The organism is Microcoleus sp. bin48.metabat.b7b8b9.023, assembly GCF_013299185.1.
Lineage (GTDB): Bacteria > Cyanobacteriota > Cyanobacteriia > Cyanobacteriales > Microcoleaceae > Microcoleus.
Genome location: NZ_JAAFKG010000023.1, coordinates 1 through 19,229, shown reverse-complemented (window position 1 = coordinate 19,229; position 19,229 = coordinate 1). Strand labels below are relative to the sequence as shown.

Genomic DNA, 19,229 nt, shown 5'->3' with positions numbered 1-19,229 from the left:
GAATAGAACACGGTAGGGCCACTCAAGGGGCATTAGTCTACTTGACTGGTTTTAGTATACTGCTTTATTATAATATACTGGCGCTTAACAAATTTCGCCCCCTAAAGGCACCAAATCTAGTCAAAGTAAAATTATACGGCAGGAGTGGATCTATGCAGTGGCTGTTAAGTTTGGCAGAAGAATATCGGAGTCACCTCCGAAATGGACATTTTTACGAAACCTTGGCAGTGACTTCAAAGCCAGAGGAGATTAGAGGCTGGATTCGCCAGTTATATCACCTATCCCGCGATTTTACCTCTGCGCTATCTCTGCGCCATGCCATGTGCCACGACCCTCATTACCAAGGGTGCTTTGCCCGACATGCGATGGAGGAAGTCGATCACTGCGAACGGCTAATTGAGTGGATGCACACATATGATTTTCTGGAACCAGATGAGAATCCAACTAACGTGCCGGCAACCCTTGAAACCATATCAGTAAACGCATATTGCTTTCGTTCAGTCCTGCGCGAATCAAACGCACACCAAATCATTACACTGAATTTAATCTCAGAAGGGGTGTCCTATGACTTCTTCTGTGCAGCAAGTCCGAAGCTTGCAAAGCTGGGGCTGCAAGCGGGTCGCTACTGGCAAATCCATAATCAGATTGACCAACAGCACCTAGCAATGGGACTTGACCTGATTCCTCAATGCGAGAAAGACTCATCTTTGGGTAAGGTCTACGCTCGGATTGCTTGGGAAATGACTTGTTTGTACGGTCAGATGCTGGACTCTTGGAGCCTTCTCGGTAACAAAACTACCGGGGACAAACACGAGCTTTCAAAAGTTGCAGCTTTGACAAAGTAGTTGCGATCGCCCGCATTGATAGCAGCAAAATAAGCGGTGGCGCCCAGTGGTGGTTGTGTTTTCGATTAGCTTTTTGCTGCTATTCCACGCCTTGAGGTGAATGTTGCCATACCCGAGCCTTTCAGCCTTCAACCAACTTTGCGCTGCGATTCTCTCAAATGGCCTGCTACCAACAGCATTACTTGATTTTCCTCAGTCTCGTCCTTGAGCTCAGATAAGGCTCGTTCGATCCTCAAGAGCGGATGTTCTTCTCTCATCCTTCTTGTTTCAAAGTCATTCTCTTGGGAAACGATGCGAACCACGCTAGCGCACTCGCTACGCGGACGCAACCCGGCAATCACTTCCATGCACCGCCATTGATTGGGTAGAAGCTTTGCGGGAAGCAGCTTCGAGGGTGGGAGCAGCGCTGCCCGAACGCGAACACAGCCCTAGGGAAATAGAAATAGCAGCGAAGTGGGAGATGCGCCGGGGGATACTGGCTGCGGTGTACGCCCAGTGCCGGGATTGGCTGTGGGGCGAAGTAGGAAGTGGCGCCCTCAACCACTTGATTGCCGAGAGGAGCATGAGTCGAGAGGCGATCGCTCAGTTGGGGTTGGGCTACTACCGCAGCAAGGATGAAGTTGCAGCAGCGCTCAAGGAGCAGAATTACGACTTAGAGGTTGCCGAAGAAGTGGGAGTATTGACCCGCAAGTGGGAAGCATACGTTACTTTTCCCTGGCACACGGCATTGGGTCAACCGCTGACGGTTTACGGTCACTGCCCGACAAAACCCCTACCCCTCAAGAAAAACCACCGGGGGTGGAAGGGGGAGAGGGATGCGGCTTACCGAGTTTGGGGAAAGTTCTCGGAAGCTCAGAAGTTCGAGGAACCTTGGGTAGAACCGACAATCCCCAATAAATACGGCGTTGCTTAATCAAGGTATGAAAATCGATAACTTGAAAACTCAGCTATATTGATTGACTCGCTTGTTTCATTTTTTCATATTCAGTCGTTCATACCATAAATCAGCAACGCCGAAAATAGCAGTTCCATTTACTAACAATTTCCCATAACGGCTCAAAAGTTTTGGCGCTATGGTCGCCCAAAACCCATCCTAAAATACCTGGCTTAAAATGGTCTACCGCCGTCCACAGCCAGGTTTTATTTTTTTTTGAACCGACAAATGTTTGTAATTCATCTAATTCTCCAACCGAAGGAGTCGTTTCTCTCCTCGTAACAATTTGGCAAGAGTTCTCCAGCTTGTTTTACCCAATTAATAATTGTAGTATGATGTACATTGTTGACTCTTTCAATGGCTCGAAAACCCATGCCATTAACATACATTTTTAGACATTCGCGTTTCACTTCTTCCGAGTATCCTTTTTGAAACTGATAATCATTTATAAATTGTCTTTTACATCTAACGCAAATATAATTCTGCTTGCCTTTTTTGTGACCATTTTTATTGATATGGGTTGACTGACATTCCGGGCATTGCATAATATTTTTTTTAAATGTGTGTGATTTTTGACGCTCCGACGATCATTTTATCATACTCTAGTTCAGCAACGCCAAGATTCTATCATCAATCATAAAGCTCGATCGCCCTTCCAACCCGTTCCCGTCGGGTAAAGTCTCGTGTCGGCCCGATTTCAATCGCCCCCTACTCTGTCTAAACGCGATTTCAATCACCCGCTACTGCGCCGCTACCCCAATACTACTGCGATACTAATGGTAAAGATACGATCGAGCCTCCCCGCAAGACCCCCGCAAACCATGTCCAAGCCAAAAAAGACCCCAGCCAAAACCTACACCGAAATCAACCTCAGCGACCCTCAATACTACTTCAACCGAGAACAAAGCTGGTTAGAATTCAACAACCGCGTGCTCCACGAAGCCCTAGACCCCCGCACGCCCCTCCTCGAAAGACTTAAATTTCTCGCTATTTTTAGCTCAAACCTAGACGAATACTTCATGGTGCGCGTAGCAGCCCTCAGACAGCAAGTAGAAGCCAAAGTCAGCAAATTGACCTCCGACGGCAGCACGCCCCAACAACAGCTAGATGCCATCAACAAGCGGCTTTTGCCGATGGTGACTCAGCAACACGCCTATTTTGACCAAACTCTGCGACCCAAATTAGCAGCAAGCGGCATCCACATTCTTGACTACATTGACCTCAATCAAGAACAACGAAATTACTTGCACCGTTACTTCAAAGAACAAGTATTTCCCGTACTCACTCCCCTAGCAGTTGACCCCAGTCACCCATTCCCATTCCTCTCCAATCTCAGCCTCAATTTAGCAGTAGTTGTTAGAGATCCCGACACCCGCGAGGAATTGTTTGCACGGGTTAAAGTACCCCAGGTTTTGCCGAGATTTTTGCCCTTACCGGCAGATTTGCAGTGGCAGCAAAGGGGCAAAACTCCTGTGTGGACGGGGGTACCTTTAGAACAGGTAATCGCCCACAATTTAGAGGCTTTGTTTCCGGGGATGGATATTCAGGAATATCACCCGTTTCGGATTACTCGCAATTCCGATTTGACTGTCGAGGAAGATGAAGCAGATGATTTGCTGCTGGCGATTGAACAGGAACTCCGCAAGCGCCGGTTTACAGGTTCTGCGGTACGGATGGAAATTCCAGCGATTATGCCGCTTGCGCTGCGAGATATGCTGATGGATGAGTTGGAACTCGGCGAGCAGGATGTTTACGCCGTGGAGGGGCTGCTAGGCCTCAAGGATTTGATGTCTTTTGTGGGGCTGCCTGTGCCGGAACTCAAAGACCCGCCTTGGACTCCGGTGGTGCCGCCACGCTTGCGGAATTCGGAATCGCCAATGATTTTAGGCAAATCGATGTTGGATGTTGAGGATGGTGAGGATATTTTTACGGCCATCCGTCGAGGGGATATCATGCTACACCATCCCTATCACTCGTTTGCAGCGACTGTGCAGCGGTTTATTACTGAGGCGGCGAACGATCGCTCGGTGTTAGCGATTAAGATGACTTTATACCGCACTTCTGGTGATTCGCCGATCGTCAGCGCCTTAATTCAAGCAGCGGAAAACGGCAAGCAAGTAGCTGTTTTAGTAGAGCTCAAAGCCCGGTTTGATGAAGAAAATAACATTAATTGGGCGCGCAAGTTAGAACAAGCGGGAGTCCACGTCGTTTACGGTTTGGTGGGACTCAAAACCCACACCAAAGTTGTGATGGTAGTCCGCCGCGAGGACGGTTGCATTCGCCGCTACGTCCACATCGGCACGGGAAATTACAATCCCAAAACAGCAGGATTGTATACGGATGTCGGTTTGTTGAGTTGTCGCGAGGATTTGGGTGCGGATTTGACAGACTTGTTTAATTATTTAACCGGTTATTCGCGGCAGTTATCTTATCGTAAATTGTTGGTGGCGCCTGTCAATATGCGCGATCGTTTTTTAGCATTAATCCGCCGCGAGGCCGACGAATGCCGCTTGAATGCGGAAAGCGGCACTGGTAGCTGCGGCCGGATTGTCGCTAAAATGAATGCTTTAGTTGACCCTCAAATTATTGTTGCTTTGTACGAAGCTTCGCAAGCGGGAGTTAAAATTGATTTGATTATTCGCGGGATTTGCTGTTTGCGTCCGGGCGTTGAGGGTGTTAGCGACAATATCAGAGTTATCAGTATTATCGGCCGCTTTTTAGAGCATTCGCGGATGTTTTATTTTTTCAACCGTGGCAGCGAAGAGGTGTATATTGGTTCTGCTGACTGGATGCAGCGCAATCTTAGCAGGCGGGTTGAGGCGATCGTCCAAGTGGAAGATCCGACTATAGTAATGGAATTGCAAGAAATTTTAGGTGTGATGCTGGCGGACAACCGTCAAGCTTGGGATTTGCAGCCTGGGGGACACTATTCTCAGCGACGCCCGCCTGCTAATAACCCGGAAGTGAGCTCTCAACAGATTTTGATGGATATGGCGATGAATTAGTCTGTTGACTGTTGACTGTTGACTGTTGACTGTTGGCAGTTGACTGTTGACTGTTGACAAGTATGGTAGGATGCGCGCGCCGAGTTCAGAAACCGGGTTTCTTCCGAGATTTATCGTTACTCAACCCAAAACTCGTAGAAACCCGGTTTCTTACCTACCCGCACCGAGTTCAGAAACCGGGTTTCTTCCGAGATTTATCGTTACTCAACCAAAACTGGTAGAAACCCGGTTTTTTACCGTATTTAGTCAATAATTGACACGTCCGTTACTAATCACTACTAACAACTGTCAACTGTCAACTGTCAACTGTCAACTGTCAACTGTCAACTGTCAACTAACAACTGTCAACTAACAACTGTCAACTGTCAAAAGTGCGTTTGAATTCTTCTAACAAATCATCAATTTCCTCGATCGCCTGACTGACATCTATTCTCAGGGCTCCCAAGTCCGATCGATCTAACAGCCGCACGAGGGATTCCCGCTTGACTTCGATTTCTGCTACGCGCTCTTTGATTGTCTGTACATCCATTGTTTTTTGCCTTGGCTAGTATTAACAAAAATATTTGACTTTCCCCCCTGCGAACAGACGAGAATTCTTAATTCACCGACGTGCCTTTCGGCGCCAATCCTTTACTATTTTTATATAGAAGTGATGAGCGCGATCTGGTTTTTTTAGTCTGTGTTATAGTTTGATTGTACATCAAAACTTCAGCGCAGAAAAGGCGGACGTTTGCTATCTGCGGCTTTGTTTTTCATCATTTCAGCTAAAAATCGCTTCAGGGCCTTTTCGCGGTTTTTCATGAAAGCAGCCCAAAATCCAGGTTGATATTCATCCATTGTCTTGGCTAGAGCCCAGACATCGATCGCTAAAATATTATAAAGCCTTTCATCTTCGCGTTTGAGCGAGTTAATCTGGTCGAGAACAGACTTGTTGGCGACCGCAGTCTGTTTGTCTTCGTCTTTAATCATAAAAAAAACTCGGTAAGTGGGAAACGAGAGTGGCTTTAGCCTTGAGAGAAAAACGACACGGCGGTTGCAACCGCCTTGAATCTGTCCATTACCACCGGGCGAGTTGTAAGGGTTTAGTTAGTCCTCTTGTACTGTACTTTCGAGCTTGACAATTACCATCTCAAAATCTTACAACTCGCAATCGCATCATGTTCGTTCCGGCAGGAGCCTCCCTTAGGGGGGTAATGTTCGCTTCAACCTGGTTATCAAGGCTTTTTAGACCTGCAACACTGTTTAATTGCAGATGACAGAGCCCAAAACTAGCGTCGCATTCGCCCGTCTCCTGACCTAAATAACGTCTCCTTTTACAAGGTGTCCGATGGGAACAGCTTGCAATTTCTTACAAGCGAGCGTGGCTTGAGCCTCGGAGTTCCTGGCGTCCTAAAATTAGTTGAAAGGGCAAGAGCGTCGATCGCGATCGCCGCTCTCTATACTTTGATGATACTGCCGATCTCGATTACCTTCTGGAACCAACGGCACCCAATTAACCGGATCTTTATCGGTGGCGCCGCGGCGAGGGAAAGCGGGATATTTTTTTGAAGCTAGAGACAAGATTGTGGATGCACAGAGAACCCGCTCTCATAGATGCTAGCAGTTTTGACCGGTATTTTGGCAAAAAAACTAAATTTATTCAAGACTTCTTGCCCGATAATAATTAAAGTATATTGTTGATTCCAGCTACTTACCTCACTAATATGTTACGTAAAATTTCTTTAGCAAGCCTAGCCTTAGTGGTGGGCGGTATTTTAGCAGTAGTCGGGTTCTATGCCTACTTCACCGACCAAGCTACCCTCAACCTAGCCGGTTTTTTTTATGGAATTCCCCTGTTGCTGGGAGGTTTGGCCCTGAAAGCAGCCGAACTCGAACCAGTGGAGTTTACCGAACCGACTTCTCCTGAAGTTCTCCTGTTGAGAGAAAGTCAGGCTACGGATACTCAAAACCAAGTCCGCAAAGATATCACCCGATTTCGTTACGGCCAACCCGCCCACTTAGATGACGCTCTGGAACGCTTGGGAATGGCCCCGACAGACGAGGAACGCCCCCTCCTCCAAAGCTTGCGGGAAGTTGATATTGACGGTGCTTATGCGTTAATTCTAGAGTTTTATTCGCCGCTGCTGTCGATCGAACTTTGGGAAGAAAAGCAAGAAAAAATAGGTAAATTTTTTGGCCCAGGTTTGGACGCAAAAGTTACTCAAAAGCCTGATGACAAAATTGAATTGGCTTTAATTACCACTCCTAAAGCTTAAACCAGCCTTAAGTTGTGAGTGCGATAATTTTCAACTCACCCATTATATTATGTCCGGTCGATTGACAGCAATCTGTAACGGTTCGATCGTTCGGACTTTAGTCCTTCTTTCCCTAGGACTAAAGTCCTCACTACAAAACAATATGGTCGTTATATCTGACACGATCTTAATTATTAATCCTGGCAACGGTTCGATCGTTCGGACTTTAGTCCTTCTTTCCCTAGGACTAAAGTCCTCACTACAAACCAATATGGTCGTTAGAGCTGACACAATCTTAATTATGAATCCTGGCTCACTTCTAATACTGATTTTAGTGGCTGCTTGAAACCTGTGGCGATCGCCAAAAGCTCGTTAGCGAAGACCTCGAAGAGGATCGCCGATCCAGACCTAGCCCAAATCTTATTTTATGTAATTATAATATTACTTGAGGGCGATCGCAATCTTTAAATCAGGAGAAGCACAAATGGTTCCGTCCCAAACCAGGATAGGTATTATCGGCGCAGGAACATCAGGAGCTTATCTGGCAATTTTGCTGATTCAACAAGGGTTTAAAGTTGACTTGTTTGAAAAAGCATCCTATCCGCGTACCGATGGCTGTGGTATTCTGATCGTGCAAGCAGGCATGGAAGCACTGCATCAAGGCAACGCTCAAATTACCCAAAAAATTATCAACTCGGGCGATCGAGTTAAATTATTCGAGTTTCGCAACCTGCGCGGCGGTGTCATCAATTCCGAGCACGTCACCTACGAAGAAAGCGAAGTCCCAGCAATGCTGGTACACCGCAAAGCTATATTAGAAGCAATCCTTGACGACTTACCCCCCGAGTGCATTCATTTTAATGCAGAATTGGCATCGATCGCCCAAACCGACCACAGTGCGATCGCCCACTTTAAAGATGGCACAAAATGGGAAGGCGATCTATTAATTGGTGCCGATGGCATTGTCTCAAAAGTCCGTCAATTTATAGTTCCTAACGTAGAACTATTTTATTTAGGCGATGTCGTCTGGCGGGGAATAGTCGAAGATAACAGCTTCTGTCCCGAAGGAAACTTTTTTGTTTATGTACGGGGTAGGGGAATTTATGCCAACTTCTTTCACATCGGTGGAGGTCGCACTCATTGGGGTTTCTTTATTGAAAAAGAGCGCACTGAATCTGAAATCGGGAAACTGCAACCTACCAATATTACCATTCCTCCCGAAGAACTAGCAAAACTCCCAGAAGATGCCCGAAAAATTATAGAATCAACGCCTTTAGAAAATATTGTCTGTCGTTTTTCTTATGACATTGACCCCCTGCCGAAAATCTACGATGGTCGTGTTATCTTAATTGGAGATGCAGCCCACGCCAAAAGTTCCACACGCGCCAGAGGAATGACTTCCGGTTGGGAAGATGGTTTGTATTTAGCAAAACATCTCGCAAATAGTGCGAATATTCCCGAAGCCCTGGAAAACTTCCAAACTGAAAGACTCCCAATTGTCCACGAATATCAACGCAGCAGCCGAGAAATTAGTCAGAAAGTTGGCCGTCGTTAAGAAAGAGAGAGGGGGAGAGGGGGAGAGAGGGAGATGGGGAGAGGGAGAGATGGAATTGAAATCTACAATTTAATTAAATGCTGTACAGCTCAACAAACTCTAGGTGGTTTAATGATGAAATCAACTAGATTTCTGCGTCATATCATGTCCGGTCGATTGACCGCAATAAAATGGGTTCGTAGTGCGGACTTCAGTCCGCAAAAAGCTGCGGACTAAAGTCCGCACTACGAACTTTTATTATTGTAATTCACCCGAGATGATATCAGTTTTAAGTAAATCAGGTGTCGCAAAAAACTGGAGATCGAGTAATGAGTAACAATCCTGTAATTCGTGACAATTTAGTTACCCCTGTGAGTTTTCCCGATTTGGAGAAAGTACCGGAAATTTTTACCCGTCATATTGGCACTTGGCAAGGTGAGTTTATTAAGACCGATACTCGCGGACATTTCGATCGCAGTTTCTTCGCTAATTTTACCATCTGGATTCAAGGCAATCAGTACCATCAAGTTAACAATTATGAATACTCAGACGGTTCTCGCCTCCAGCTTAAGTTTCAAGGAGAGTTTGAAGAACGGATTCTGAAACTGTCTTCCGGTAGTTATTCTGATTTTTCGGCGATCGCCTGGGATGCGGGCCAGGATACCATGTGCTATCGGTCAAATAAAACTCAAGATAATACCCTGATTACCTTTGTGGAAATAATTACTTTAGTAGACGAAAATTATCGAGTTCGCAGCACTCAAGTTTTTAAGAATGGTTTTTTTGATGGGCTTTCCTTTATTGAGGAAACGCGCTTGCCCTAAACAAAGTACATCTAGCAAAAAACGCCGAGATTGTCAACATCAATAAGATATCTCTCTGTTCTCTTTCTCTGCGTTCTCTGGCGCTGGTGTGGTTCATTTAAAATAAAATTTCTTTAGTCCAAACAAGAGGCTAAACAGAGTTACCCAACATTGACAAACAAGCGAGAACGAGTAATAAAACGCTCTCCCTCGGGCCCTTCCAGGGAAAAATCGCTGCCTCCGGGCCCCTGTACTACGTCTAGGATTAACTGCGTGTGCTGCCAATGTTCGTATTGCTGTGCTGCAATATAAAAGGGACAACCGTCTAGTTTTCCCAGCAATACATCGCCATCGCCGACGATTAATTCCCCGTTGGGATAGCACATGGGAGAACTACCATCGCAGCAGCCGCCCGATTGGTGAAACATCAATTCTCCGTGCTGGGTTTTGAGGTATTCTATTAGTTTTAAGGCGGCTTCTGTGGCTGTGACTTTGGGGATTGTTTCCATGGGAGAAGTTATTGTATGGTAATTAAGTACGTAGTTGCGCTTTAGCGCTCTTGTTTGTATATCTAAGAGCGCTGAAGCGCAACTACGTACCTTTTTAGAAGAAGTTCTTGGTTTGGTTTTTTCGATCGAGCACTCTTTTTTTTAGATAATCTAAGAGCGCTGAAGCGCAACTACGTACCTTTTTAGAAGAAGTTATTGGTTTGGTTTTTTCGATTTGGCGCTCTTGTTTAGATAATCTAAGAGCGCTGAAGCGCAACTACGTACCTTTTTAGAAGAAGCCTAATGCTTTCGGGCTGTAGCTGACTAATAAGTTCTTGGTTTGTTGGTAGTGATCCAACATCATTTTGTGGTTTTCGCGGCCGATACCTGATGATTTGTAGCCGCCGAAGGCTGCGTGGGCGGGATACAAATGATAGCAGTTTGTCCACACGCGGCCTGCTTGAATGGCGCGGCCCATGCGGTAGGCGGTGTTGATGTCGCGCGTCCAAACTCCGGCGCCTAAACCGTAGAGGGTATCGTTGGCAATTTCTAAGGCTTCGGCTTCGTCTTTGAAGGTGGTGACTGCTAATACTGGGCCGAAGATTTCTTCTTGGAAAATTCGCATTTTGTTGTTTCCTTTGAAGACTGTCGGCTGGAAATAATAACCGTCTTTTAAGTCGCCGGATAAGATTTTTCTTTCGCCACCAATCAAGCATTCTGCGCCTTCTTCACGCCCGATTTTGACGTATTCGGCGATTTTTTCCATCTGGCTGACTGAGACTTGGGCGCCGAGGGCGGTTGTTGGATCTAGTGGGTTGTCTTGTTTGATTTGGCGGATGCGATCGATCGCCCTTTCTATAAATCGATCGTAAATCGACTCTTGAATTAACGCCCGCGAAGGACAGGTGCAAACTTCGCCTTGGTTGAAAGCAAACATCACCAATCCTTCGACGGCTTTGTCGAGGAATTCGTCATCTTGGGCGCAGACATCCTCAAAGAAAATGTTGGGCGATTTTCCGCCTAATTCTAGGGTGACGGGGATGACGTTTTGGGAGGCGTACTGCATGATCAGCCGGCCCGTGGTTGTTTCACCGGTGAAGGCTACTTTGGCAATTCGGGGGCTGGTGGCGAGGGTTTTGCCGATTTCGGCACCGGGGCCGTTGACGACGTTGATGACGCCATCCGGTACTAAGTCGGCGATGATTTCCATCAATACTAGGATGGATGCGGGGGTTGGCCCTGCTGGTTTGAGGACAACGCAGTTGCCGGCGGCGAGGGCTGGGGCGAGTTTCCACGCAGCCATGAGGATTGGGAAGTTCCAGGGGATGATTTGTCCGATGACGCCTAGGGGTTCGTGGAAGTGGTAGGCGACGGTGTTTTCGTCGAGTTCGCCGATCGACCCTTCTTGGGCCCGAATGCAGCTTGCGAAGTAGCGGAAATGGTCGATCGCCAGCGGGATGTCTGCTAGTCTGGTTTCGCGAATTGGTTTGCCGTTGTCCCAGGTTTCGGCGATGGCGAGGCGATCGAGGTTTTCTTCGATGCGATCGGCAATCTTGTGCAACACCCGCGCCCTGTCTGCGGGGGAAGTCTTACCCCACTTGTCTTTCGCAGCGTGGGCGGCATCCAGTGCCAATTCTACATCCTCCGCGCTCGATCGGGGAATTTGACAAATTGATTTTCCGGTAATTGGAGAAAGGTTTTCCGAGTATTTCCCCTTCACCGGTGCTACCCACTTGCCGCCAATAAAGTTGTCGTAACGAGCTTGAAAAATTGACTGACTGCCGGATTGAACAGGTGCTGCTACTACCATTTTATTACCTGATTTAAATTTGTTTTTGCGGGCGATTGAAGTCTCTTGAATACCCAGCATGATCTATTTTTAGGCAGTTGTGCTGTTTGCTATACAAAATTTTACATTTTGACATTGTTTGAAATTAATATTGTTTCTAGGTTTCTGGGTATGACTGGTGGTTGATAATATTTTTTTTATTAACCGCAGAGAGCGCAGAGTACGCAGAGAAAGAGAAAGAAAAAGAGTTTTTTACAAATCCTTTAAATCTGCTATTATATAAATATAAACTTGGCAATTTATCCAAATTACAAATCAAATGCCTGCATTAAATGCCGCTGTTTTTGATTCTGATGTCGGATCTGGGTCAAAGCATTTGAACGCTGCGAAAGTCCGGTGGTTCCGCCGCCGGCTGAAAGCTTGGGCCCAGGAGAATTTCCGCGATTTTCCTTGGCGCCGCACCTGCGACCCCTACGCGATTTTAGTAGCTGAGTTGCTGTTGCAAAAAACTACTGCTGCTACCGTTGCTCCGGTTTATCAAGAATTTGTCCGTCGATATCCAACTGTGGAGGATCTGGCGATCGCGCCTGTGGAAGAAGTTGCTAGTTTGTTGCAGCCTTTGGGTCTGTTTTTTCGGGCGCAAAAGCTGCGGGAGTCGGTGCTGGTGATCCTGGAAAATTATCAGGGAAATGTACCGCGTACTGAAGCTCAGTTGCTGGAACTTCCCGGAGTTGGGAAGTACATTGCGCGATCGGTTTGCGCTAATGCTTTCGGACAGCCAAAAGCCGTGCTCGATACGAATGTTGCTCGGATTTTGGAGCGTTTTTTTGGGCTTGATGGCGGCAAGGTAAAATCGCGCTCGCCCGAACTTTGGGAAGCCGCAGAAAGAGTCGCTCCCAAACGGGAAGTCGGGCCTTGGAATCTAGGATTGCTGGACTTTGGGGCGGCGGTTTGCACTGCCAAAAACCCCCGCTGCGACGAGTGTCCGCTGCAACAGCAGTGCGATTACAAATAAGGTACGTTGTTGCGCTTGGGCGCTCTTTATAAGATTAGGAAAAAGCGCTGAAATAACCTAATTTCTCAACTCAATTAACAAATAAGGTACAAGGTACGTTGTTGCGCTTCAGCGCTCTTTGCTTATCTAAAAAAAACAGCGCTGAAATCAGCTAATTGCTCAACTCAATTAACAAATAAGGTACGTTCTTGCGCTTTAGCGCTCTTTCATATATATCTCAAAGAGGGCTGAAGCCCAACAACGTACCTTAAGATTAACTGTGTCGCAGCGGAATTTCTAAAGGTATGTAGTTCGCTTCAGCGCTCTTTATAAAATTAGGAAAGAGGGCTGAAGCCCAACAACGTACCTTAAGATTAACTGTGCCTGAGCGGGATTTCTATCCGAAACTTAGTACCTTTCCCCGGCTCAGAAAAACACTTTAACTCTCCTTTGTGCTGCTCTACAATTATCCGATAGCTGATAGCCAGTCCGAAAAGGCTGCTACTTTCCGCAGCCGTCTCCCTCAAAAATTGATCGGAAAATTGGGCTGCGATATCTTCGCTAGTTGCCAGATCGTTATCAGCAATCTCAATCGCAATCCGCTGACCGTCGATTACATGAGTGCTAATCAAAATCACAGGCTTAAATTTAACTGATTCCGACTCTTCCAACTCTTGACTCGACTTTTCCAAAGCATCGATCGCGCGATCGATCACATTCAGAAAAGCTTGATTGAGCTGACCCGCGTAACACTCAACTTGCGGCAAATTTCCGTATTCCTTCATCACCTTGATATCCCGCCTTCCCTCCCGTGCCGGTAAGCGGTGCTGCAACAACAACAGAGTGTTTTCTAAACCGTCGGAAATATCGAATAACTGCCAGCCAGAGCGATCGCTGCGGGAAAAATCCTGTACCGATAAGATTATTTGGCGGATGCGATCGCTCCCGGTACGCATGGAACTCACAATTTTCAACAAGTCGTCGAGCAGGAATTCCACATCCATATCTTGCTGTTTTTGCATAATTTCCGCGTCAGGATTGACGAGCTGTTTTTGATACAATCGCAGTAGTTCAATTAAATCGGTAGCGTAACTTTGGACGTGGGTGAGATTGCTGTAAATAAAAGTAATTGGATTGTTAATTTCGTGGGCAATACCAGACACTAATTCCCCCAAGTTGGACATCTTTTCACTTTCCAGCGATCGATCGCGCGACAGTTGCAATTCTTGCTGAGTTCGTGCCAACTCTAGCCTCAACTCGCGCTCGCGCAATCCCGCCCGCAGCCTCCCCAAAAATTCTTGCTTCACTATCGGTTTCAACACAAAATCGTCAACCCGCGCGTCCAATTCTTGAACTTCTGCAAATTGCTCGGGTGTTATCAGCAGCAAAAAATAGCCTGTACTCAATTCTCGTGAAGCGAAGCTATCCCGTAGGGAATCGGCTTTCACCAGCCGACACACCTCCAACCAGTGAATTTGAGGCAAAGTCCCATCGCAAACGATCGCATCCGGGGAGAATTCCCTCGCCATATCAAAACCATCTTTGCCGTCGGAAGCGACTTTTAGCTGATGTCCCTCCTTTTCCAGTAACTCTTGGACGACTTCCCAAGTCACACTATCTGCGATCGTCAGAATTTTTGCCATAACACCAGCTCCACAACTTTCTCTTTAGGATACAACCGCCACAATTACCCGGACATATTTAAAACAAAATAGTTTAATCCCAGCAAAAAACAGTAGATGCTAGCTCCCTCAACAGCAAAAATGCTCATACCATTTGAGATTTTAGATTGGAGATTTGAGATTTGGCAGGACTTACTGGATAATGATTTGGATTGCGGGCCTACAGTTGCATCGTTTTGCCAAACAGGTATCAGTAGAATGTATAATTTGAGACGGCGAACCCAAAAATACAAATTCTCGCCTTGCTAATTTGTCACCCGCCCGCAAACAGATACCAGCCCCCGACAGGAGTCGTGGAGATCCCACAAATTTAGACCCCGTTAAAGTTCGCAGATTCACCTGTGCAATAAATCTCAAATCTCAAATCCAAAAATGGAAAATATACTGACGGTTATCCCAGATACTTTCTCAAGTTGCGCCCGGAAACCATAAAAAACTTTAAAATTAATTAATAGTATCGTCAAATCAACCTTCTCGGTCAGCGCCTGGGAATGCCAATCACCAACACCACCTCAACTTTGATTCAATCCGAAACACTAGAACTATTAGAATGGCCGCGCCTGTGTCAGCACTTGGCTACCTTCGCTGCTACTAAACTCGGCGTCGCGGCCGCCCTCGACCTCCAAATCCCAGCAACTCAAGCTCAAACAGCCGAACTCAAGGCCCAAACTCAGGAAGCTTACCAGTTAGAAAGCCGCCCTGGCGGTGCTTTGAGTTTTGAAGGAATCCAAGACATCGGCTCTGCCCTGCAACGAGCCGAACTTCAAGGTTTGCTCGGGGGCGAAGAATTGCTCGCAATTGCTACAACCCTGGCCGGAGCAAGGCAATTGCGCCGGATTGTTGACTCTGCGCCCGATGTGCCGACGCTCAAAGAACTGGCATCGCAACTGCGGACTTATCCCGAAATCGAGCAAGAAATCCATCGCTGTATAGACGATCGCGCTCAAGTAGCCGATCGCGCCACTCCTAAATTAGCAGGAATTCGAGTGCAAATGCGACAGTTGCGCGATCGCATTTATCAAATATTGCAAGGAATTTTACAGCGCCAATCCAACGCCGTTCAAGAACAGGTAATTACTCAAAGAAGCTCGCGCTTTGTGATTCCGGTAAAAGCTCCCCAAAAAGATGCTATACCGGGCATCGTTCACGACTCCTCCGCCAGCGGCGCGACACTGTACGTAGAACCCCACAACACAGTCAATCTTAACAACCAAATGCGGCAGTTGCTCCGGCAAGAACAAGCCGAAGAAGAAGCAGTCCTCCGCGCCCTCACCGAGCAAGTCGCAGCAGTCAAACCAGATTTAGACAGATTGGTGGTGGTAGTAACAACTATAGATTTAGCTGCGGCTAAAGCGCGCTACGGTTATTGGCTCCAAGCAAACCCGCCGAAATTTATCGATTTGGGAGAGCCAGAATTAGCACCAAAAAATACAGAAAAATTAGATGATGAAAATTCGGGTGATGAAAATTTAGATGAGGAACAAGCAGAAAAAAGCCAAGTATTAATTCGCAATCTGCGATCGCCAATTACCCTCCGTCAATTGCGCCATCCCCTATTAGTTTGGCAGCAACAACACGAACAAGGCTTTGCAGTCGTACCCGTCGATTTAACCATCAGCCCCCAGATCCGCGTAGTCGCCATCACCGGCCCGAACACCGGCGGCAAAACTGTCACCCTCAAAACCTTGGGATTGGCAGCTTTAATGGCCAAAGCCGGAATGTTTGTCGCCGCCCGCGAACCCGTAGAATTGCCTTGGTTCGACAATATTCTTGCCGATATTGGTGACGAACAATCTTTGCAGCAAAGTTTGTCTACTTTCAGCGGTCACATCCGCCGCATCAGCCGCATTTTAGAAGTATTGAAAACAGGAGAAAAAGAAGGAGAAAGGCAAGCAGAAAGAGCAGAAGAAGGGGAAGAAAACTCCGAATCCCCAATTCCCAATGCCCAATTCCCCATGCCCGATGCCCAATTCCCAATTCCCAAATCTTTAGTTTTGTTAGACGAAGTAGGAGCGGGGACAGACCCATCTGAAGGTAGCGCATTGGCGATCGCCCTATTGCAATATCTCGCCCAACATTCCCTATTAACAATCGCAACTACCCACTTTGGCGAACTCAAAGCCCTCAAATATCAAGACTCCCGCTTTGAAAATGCCTCAGTAGAATTTGACGACAGTTCGATGCAGCCAACCTATCGCTTGCTGTGGGGAATTCCCGGACGTTCCAACGCCCTAACTATTGCTAAAAGACTCGGTTTGCTAGCATCCATAGTCGATGAAGCTCAAACCTATGTCGGCGGAGCATCTCAAGATGTCAATCAAGTGATTGCAGGACTAGAAGCCCAGCGCCGGAGACAGGAAACCAAGGCCAGAGAAGCAACTCAACTGCTGCACCAAACCGAAAAACTGCACAAGGAAGTTTCTCAAAAAGCAGCGGCTTTGCAAGAGCGGGAGCGAGAACTAAAAATAGCTCAGGAAGTGGCAGTAAATGAGGCAATAGGATCGGCAAAATCAGAAATTGCTCAAATTATTCGTCGCTTGCAGGCGGGCGACCAAACGGCTCAAAATGCCCAAATGGCAACAGAAACCTTAAATCAAATTTCCCAAAAACACCTGCCCTCTCGGAAGCAACCGGCGAAACCAAAACCGGGTTTTATGCCAAAAACGGGCGATCGCATCCGCATTCCCAGCCTGGGCCAAACCGCCGAAGTCCTCAGCGGCCCCGATGCTAACGAAGAGTTGAGCGTGCGGTTTGGGATTATGAAAATGACGGTCAAACTGGCAGAAATTGAATCCCTCGACGGTCAAAAACCGGAAACCAAAGCTCAATTAGCCAAGGCGGCAGCTCAAGCAGCCGCTACCGCCAAAGCTAAACAAGCAGCGTCGGAACCAGCAAAACCCAATCCCGAAATTGCCATTCGGACTGCTAATAATTCGATCGACCTCCGGGGCGCCAGAGTCTCCGATGCCGAAATCGAAATCGACAGAGCTCTCTCCAAAGCAGTCGAATACGGCGCGCTGTGGATAATTCACGGCAAAGGTACGGGACAGTTGCGGCGCGGAGTTCACGAATTTCTGGACACTCACCCGCAGGTTTCTCGCTACGAGCTCGCCAGTCAAAAAGAAGGAGGTGGAGGCGTGACGTTGGTTTATTTGAAATAGTCAGGATTTAGGTATAGCGGTTATCAGAAAGATGAGGTATGTTGTTGGGCTTCAGCCCTCTTAGTTTAGGCGGTTATACAAGCTCTCAGTAATACCTCATCTTTTTGAGAAAGGCTATATTTCCGGTTGACTCATAATTATATGTTTGTATGCAGCAAAACAAGCTGCAATGAACCTATGATTTGGACTGCCTATAGGGAGTGTAAATGAGTTGTGGAAAAACAGTTTTAAACGAACCGCGAAGACGCAAAGAACGCGAAGTTCGGAAAGAGAAGAGAGTTTCACGACTCATTTAGATTCACTATATACTGCAAATGTGGCATAATTGAAGATTGATTTCCCACTTGAGTAACTGCCCGACTCATGAAAAAAGCTCCCTCAAATGAAGTTTTGGTTGGTGACTGTCGCGAAGTGATGAAAGCATTGCCAGAAAATTATATTTCTGCGTGTATCACTGACCCACCTTATAATTATGAATTTATTGGTCATAAATGGGATGACTCAGAAATTCAAAGGCGTATTGAAAAAGTCAATGGCAAGGGAAATAAAACTCTTGTTAAAAACATTCCCTATGGCAGTGGTTTAGCAGGTGGAGTCAGAAACGAAAAATGGTATCAAAGGAATCGTAACAACACTCTGGATTATGAGAAGTGGTGTTTTGAGTGGGGCGAGCAGCTTTTTCGGATTTGCAAACCGGGTGCGACAGTTTTAGTTTTCAACAGCACGCGAACTGTTGCTCACGTACAAGTAGCACTTGAAAATGCTGGATTCTATGCGAGAGATATGCTTGTTTATAAAAGATCCAGTGGTATCCCTAAAGGTGTCAATATCAAACAACAGTTCGAGAAGAAAGGATATGAAAATCCTGAAAAATGGGATGGTTGGCACAGTTGTCTGAGGAACGAATGGGAAGCAATCTGCGTTCTTCAAAAACCACTGGTCAATAATTACTTAGAAACTCTACAAGAGTATGGTACTGGTCTATTTTATACTAAAGATCGGTTCGGTGGTTTTCAGTCTAATATTTTAGAAGGTATACAGCGCGAGAAAACCGAGGAGTTTAACGTCCATTGCACAGTAAAACCGATCGCTCTCATGAGAAAGCTAGTTGAAATATTTGTACCGCGTTTGGAAAATTCTATTCTAATCGATCCTTTCGCAGGATCGGGAACTACATTACTGGCTGCACAAGAATTTGGGATTAAATATGTTGGTATTGAAATAGTACCTGACTACATAGAGATTATCAACAAGCGCCTTGATAGTTTTAGCGGTGTACAGGGAATTCTCCCACTCTTTCAGTAAGAAATGACTTTAAATCAAAGCCGCTTATTGTTTGTATAAACTCAAAGGAAGCATCGCCAGTGTAAATTCTCCAAGTCCCTACTTGGCAGCCTGTAATAGCTGCGGGCAAATTATCTTGTCTAAGTATTAAAAATACTGGTTCGTAATTAGAAGTCAATACGGTTTACTTAATGCTTTTGATTAATTTCATCTGACGATTTTTGGATGATAAAGAGGTGAAGTAGATATTAAGAAGATTTTACCGCAGAGAACACAGAGAACACAGAGAGGGGAGGGATAAAAGGTTTTTTACGACATCCAAAACCCTCGCAATACTCTTCCCTCTGCGCCAGGGCGAACGCATCTAAACTTTAGATTAGCAGAATATGGTATATTGGAGAATAATTGTTGAGTAACTACAAATTATTTAATTAGGGTTTACCTGTATGAAACTCAAACCTAAAATTACCATTGCC

The 19,229-nt window shown here is 46.3% G+C and carries 15 protein-coding genes and 1 pseudogene; 9 read left to right on the top strand and 7 right to left on the bottom strand.

The window, feature by feature from the left end; translation table 11 throughout:
- Positions 1–152 precede the first annotated feature (152 nt).
- Positions 153–845, top strand: coding sequence for an iron-containing redox enzyme family protein (locus tag QZW82_RS14925; protein ID WP_293149382.1), 693 nt, complete (start codon positions 153–155; stop codon positions 843–845).
- Between the two features lie 128 nt (positions 846–973).
- On the opposite strand, the gene QZW82_RS14920 is transcribed toward QZW82_RS14925, so the two are convergent.
- On the bottom strand, positions 974–1,192 hold the full coding sequence (locus QZW82_RS14920) for a hypothetical protein (protein ID WP_293149380.1): 219 nt from the start codon (positions 1,190–1,192) through the stop codon (positions 974–976).
- A gap of 26 nt (positions 1,193–1,218) precedes the next feature.
- Here QZW82_RS14920 and QZW82_RS14915 point away from each other — a divergent pair, with 26 nt between their 5' ends.
- A complete protein-coding gene (locus QZW82_RS14915; protein WP_293149378.1) occupies positions 1,219–1,758 on the top strand; it encodes a hypothetical protein in 540 nt (179 codons plus the stop codon).
- Positions 1,759–1,861: 103 nt separating this feature from the next.
- Here QZW82_RS14915 and QZW82_RS14910 read toward each other — a convergent pair.
- Positions 1,862–2,324 (bottom strand): annotated as a pseudogene (locus tag QZW82_RS14910) (IS1 family transposase); the annotation flags it as partial.
- A 276-nt stretch (positions 2,325–2,600) separates the two neighbouring features.
- Here QZW82_RS14910 and ppk1 point away from each other — a divergent pair.
- Positions 2,601–4,784, top strand: coding sequence for a polyphosphate kinase 1 (ppk1, locus tag QZW82_RS14905; protein WP_293149376.1), 2,184 nt, complete (start codon positions 2,601–2,603; stop codon positions 4,782–4,784).
- A gap of 358 nt (positions 4,785–5,142) precedes the next feature.
- On the opposite strand, the gene QZW82_RS14900 is transcribed toward ppk1, so the two are convergent.
- The gene (locus tag QZW82_RS14900; RefSeq protein ID WP_293149374.1) at positions 5,143–5,313 is read right to left on the bottom strand and encodes a hypothetical protein; all 171 of its coding nucleotides are present in this window, start codon (positions 5,311–5,313) and stop codon (positions 5,143–5,145) included.
- A 179-nt stretch (positions 5,314–5,492) separates the two neighbouring features.
- On the bottom strand, positions 5,493–5,753 hold the full coding sequence (locus tag QZW82_RS14895; protein WP_293149372.1) for a hypothetical protein: 261 nt from the start codon (positions 5,751–5,753) through the stop codon (positions 5,493–5,495).
- A 734-nt stretch (positions 5,754–6,487) separates the two neighbouring features.
- Here QZW82_RS14895 and QZW82_RS14890 point away from each other — a divergent pair.
- The 3 genes from QZW82_RS14890 to QZW82_RS14880 all read left to right on the top strand — a co-directional run bounded on the left by QZW82_RS14890 (position 6,488) and on the right by QZW82_RS14880 (position 9,376).
- Positions 6,488–7,039, top strand: coding sequence for a DUF2854 domain-containing protein (locus QZW82_RS14890; RefSeq protein ID WP_293149370.1), 552 nt, complete (start codon positions 6,488–6,490; stop codon positions 7,037–7,039).
- Between the two features lie 463 nt (positions 7,040–7,502).
- Positions 7,503–8,573 (top strand): FAD-dependent monooxygenase, encoded by a 1,071-nt coding sequence (locus QZW82_RS14885; protein WP_293149368.1) that lies wholly within the window; start codon positions 7,503–7,505, stop codon positions 8,571–8,573.
- A gap of 308 nt (positions 8,574–8,881) precedes the next feature.
- Positions 8,882–9,376 (top strand): hypothetical protein, encoded by a 495-nt coding sequence (locus QZW82_RS14880; protein ID WP_293149366.1) that lies wholly within the window; start codon positions 8,882–8,884, stop codon positions 9,374–9,376.
- 140 nt (positions 9,377–9,516) lie between these two features.
- Here the strand turns inward: QZW82_RS14880 and QZW82_RS14875 are convergent, their stop codons facing one another.
- Positions 9,517–9,864, bottom strand: a complete 348-nt coding sequence (locus QZW82_RS14875; protein ID WP_293149364.1) for a DUF779 domain-containing protein — start codon at positions 9,862–9,864, stop codon at positions 9,517–9,519.
- 268 nt (positions 9,865–10,132) lie between these two features.
- Positions 10,133–11,713, bottom strand: a complete 1,581-nt coding sequence (locus tag QZW82_RS14870) for an aldehyde dehydrogenase family protein (protein WP_293149363.1) — start codon at positions 11,711–11,713, stop codon at positions 10,133–10,135.
- Between the two features lie 238 nt (positions 11,714–11,951).
- Between QZW82_RS14870 and QZW82_RS14865 the strand changes: the two genes are divergently transcribed.
- Positions 11,952–12,647: an A/G-specific adenine glycosylase gene (locus QZW82_RS14865; protein WP_293149361.1), complete on the top strand. Its 696-nt coding sequence runs from the start codon at positions 11,952–11,954 to the stop codon at positions 12,645–12,647.
- 353 nt (positions 12,648–13,000) lie between these two features.
- On the opposite strand, the gene QZW82_RS14860 is transcribed toward QZW82_RS14865, so the two are convergent.
- A complete protein-coding gene (locus QZW82_RS14860) occupies positions 13,001–14,269 on the bottom strand; it encodes an ATP-binding protein (RefSeq protein ID WP_293149359.1) in 1,269 nt (422 codons plus the stop codon).
- A gap of 557 nt (positions 14,270–14,826) precedes the next feature.
- On the opposite strand from QZW82_RS14860, the gene QZW82_RS14855 reads away from it, so the two are divergent.
- Both QZW82_RS14855 and QZW82_RS14850 read left to right on the top strand, forming a co-directional pair.
- Positions 14,827–17,469 carry an endonuclease MutS2 gene (locus tag QZW82_RS14855; RefSeq protein ID WP_366665027.1) on the top strand — a complete coding sequence of 881 codons (2,643 nt, stop codon included), beginning with the start codon at positions 14,827–14,829 and terminating at the stop codon, positions 17,467–17,469.
- Positions 17,470–17,832: 363 nt separating this feature from the next.
- Positions 17,833–18,774, top strand: a complete 942-nt coding sequence (locus QZW82_RS14850) for a DNA methyltransferase (RefSeq protein WP_293149355.1) — start codon at positions 17,833–17,835, stop codon at positions 18,772–18,774.
- Positions 18,775–19,229 lie beyond the last annotated feature (455 nt).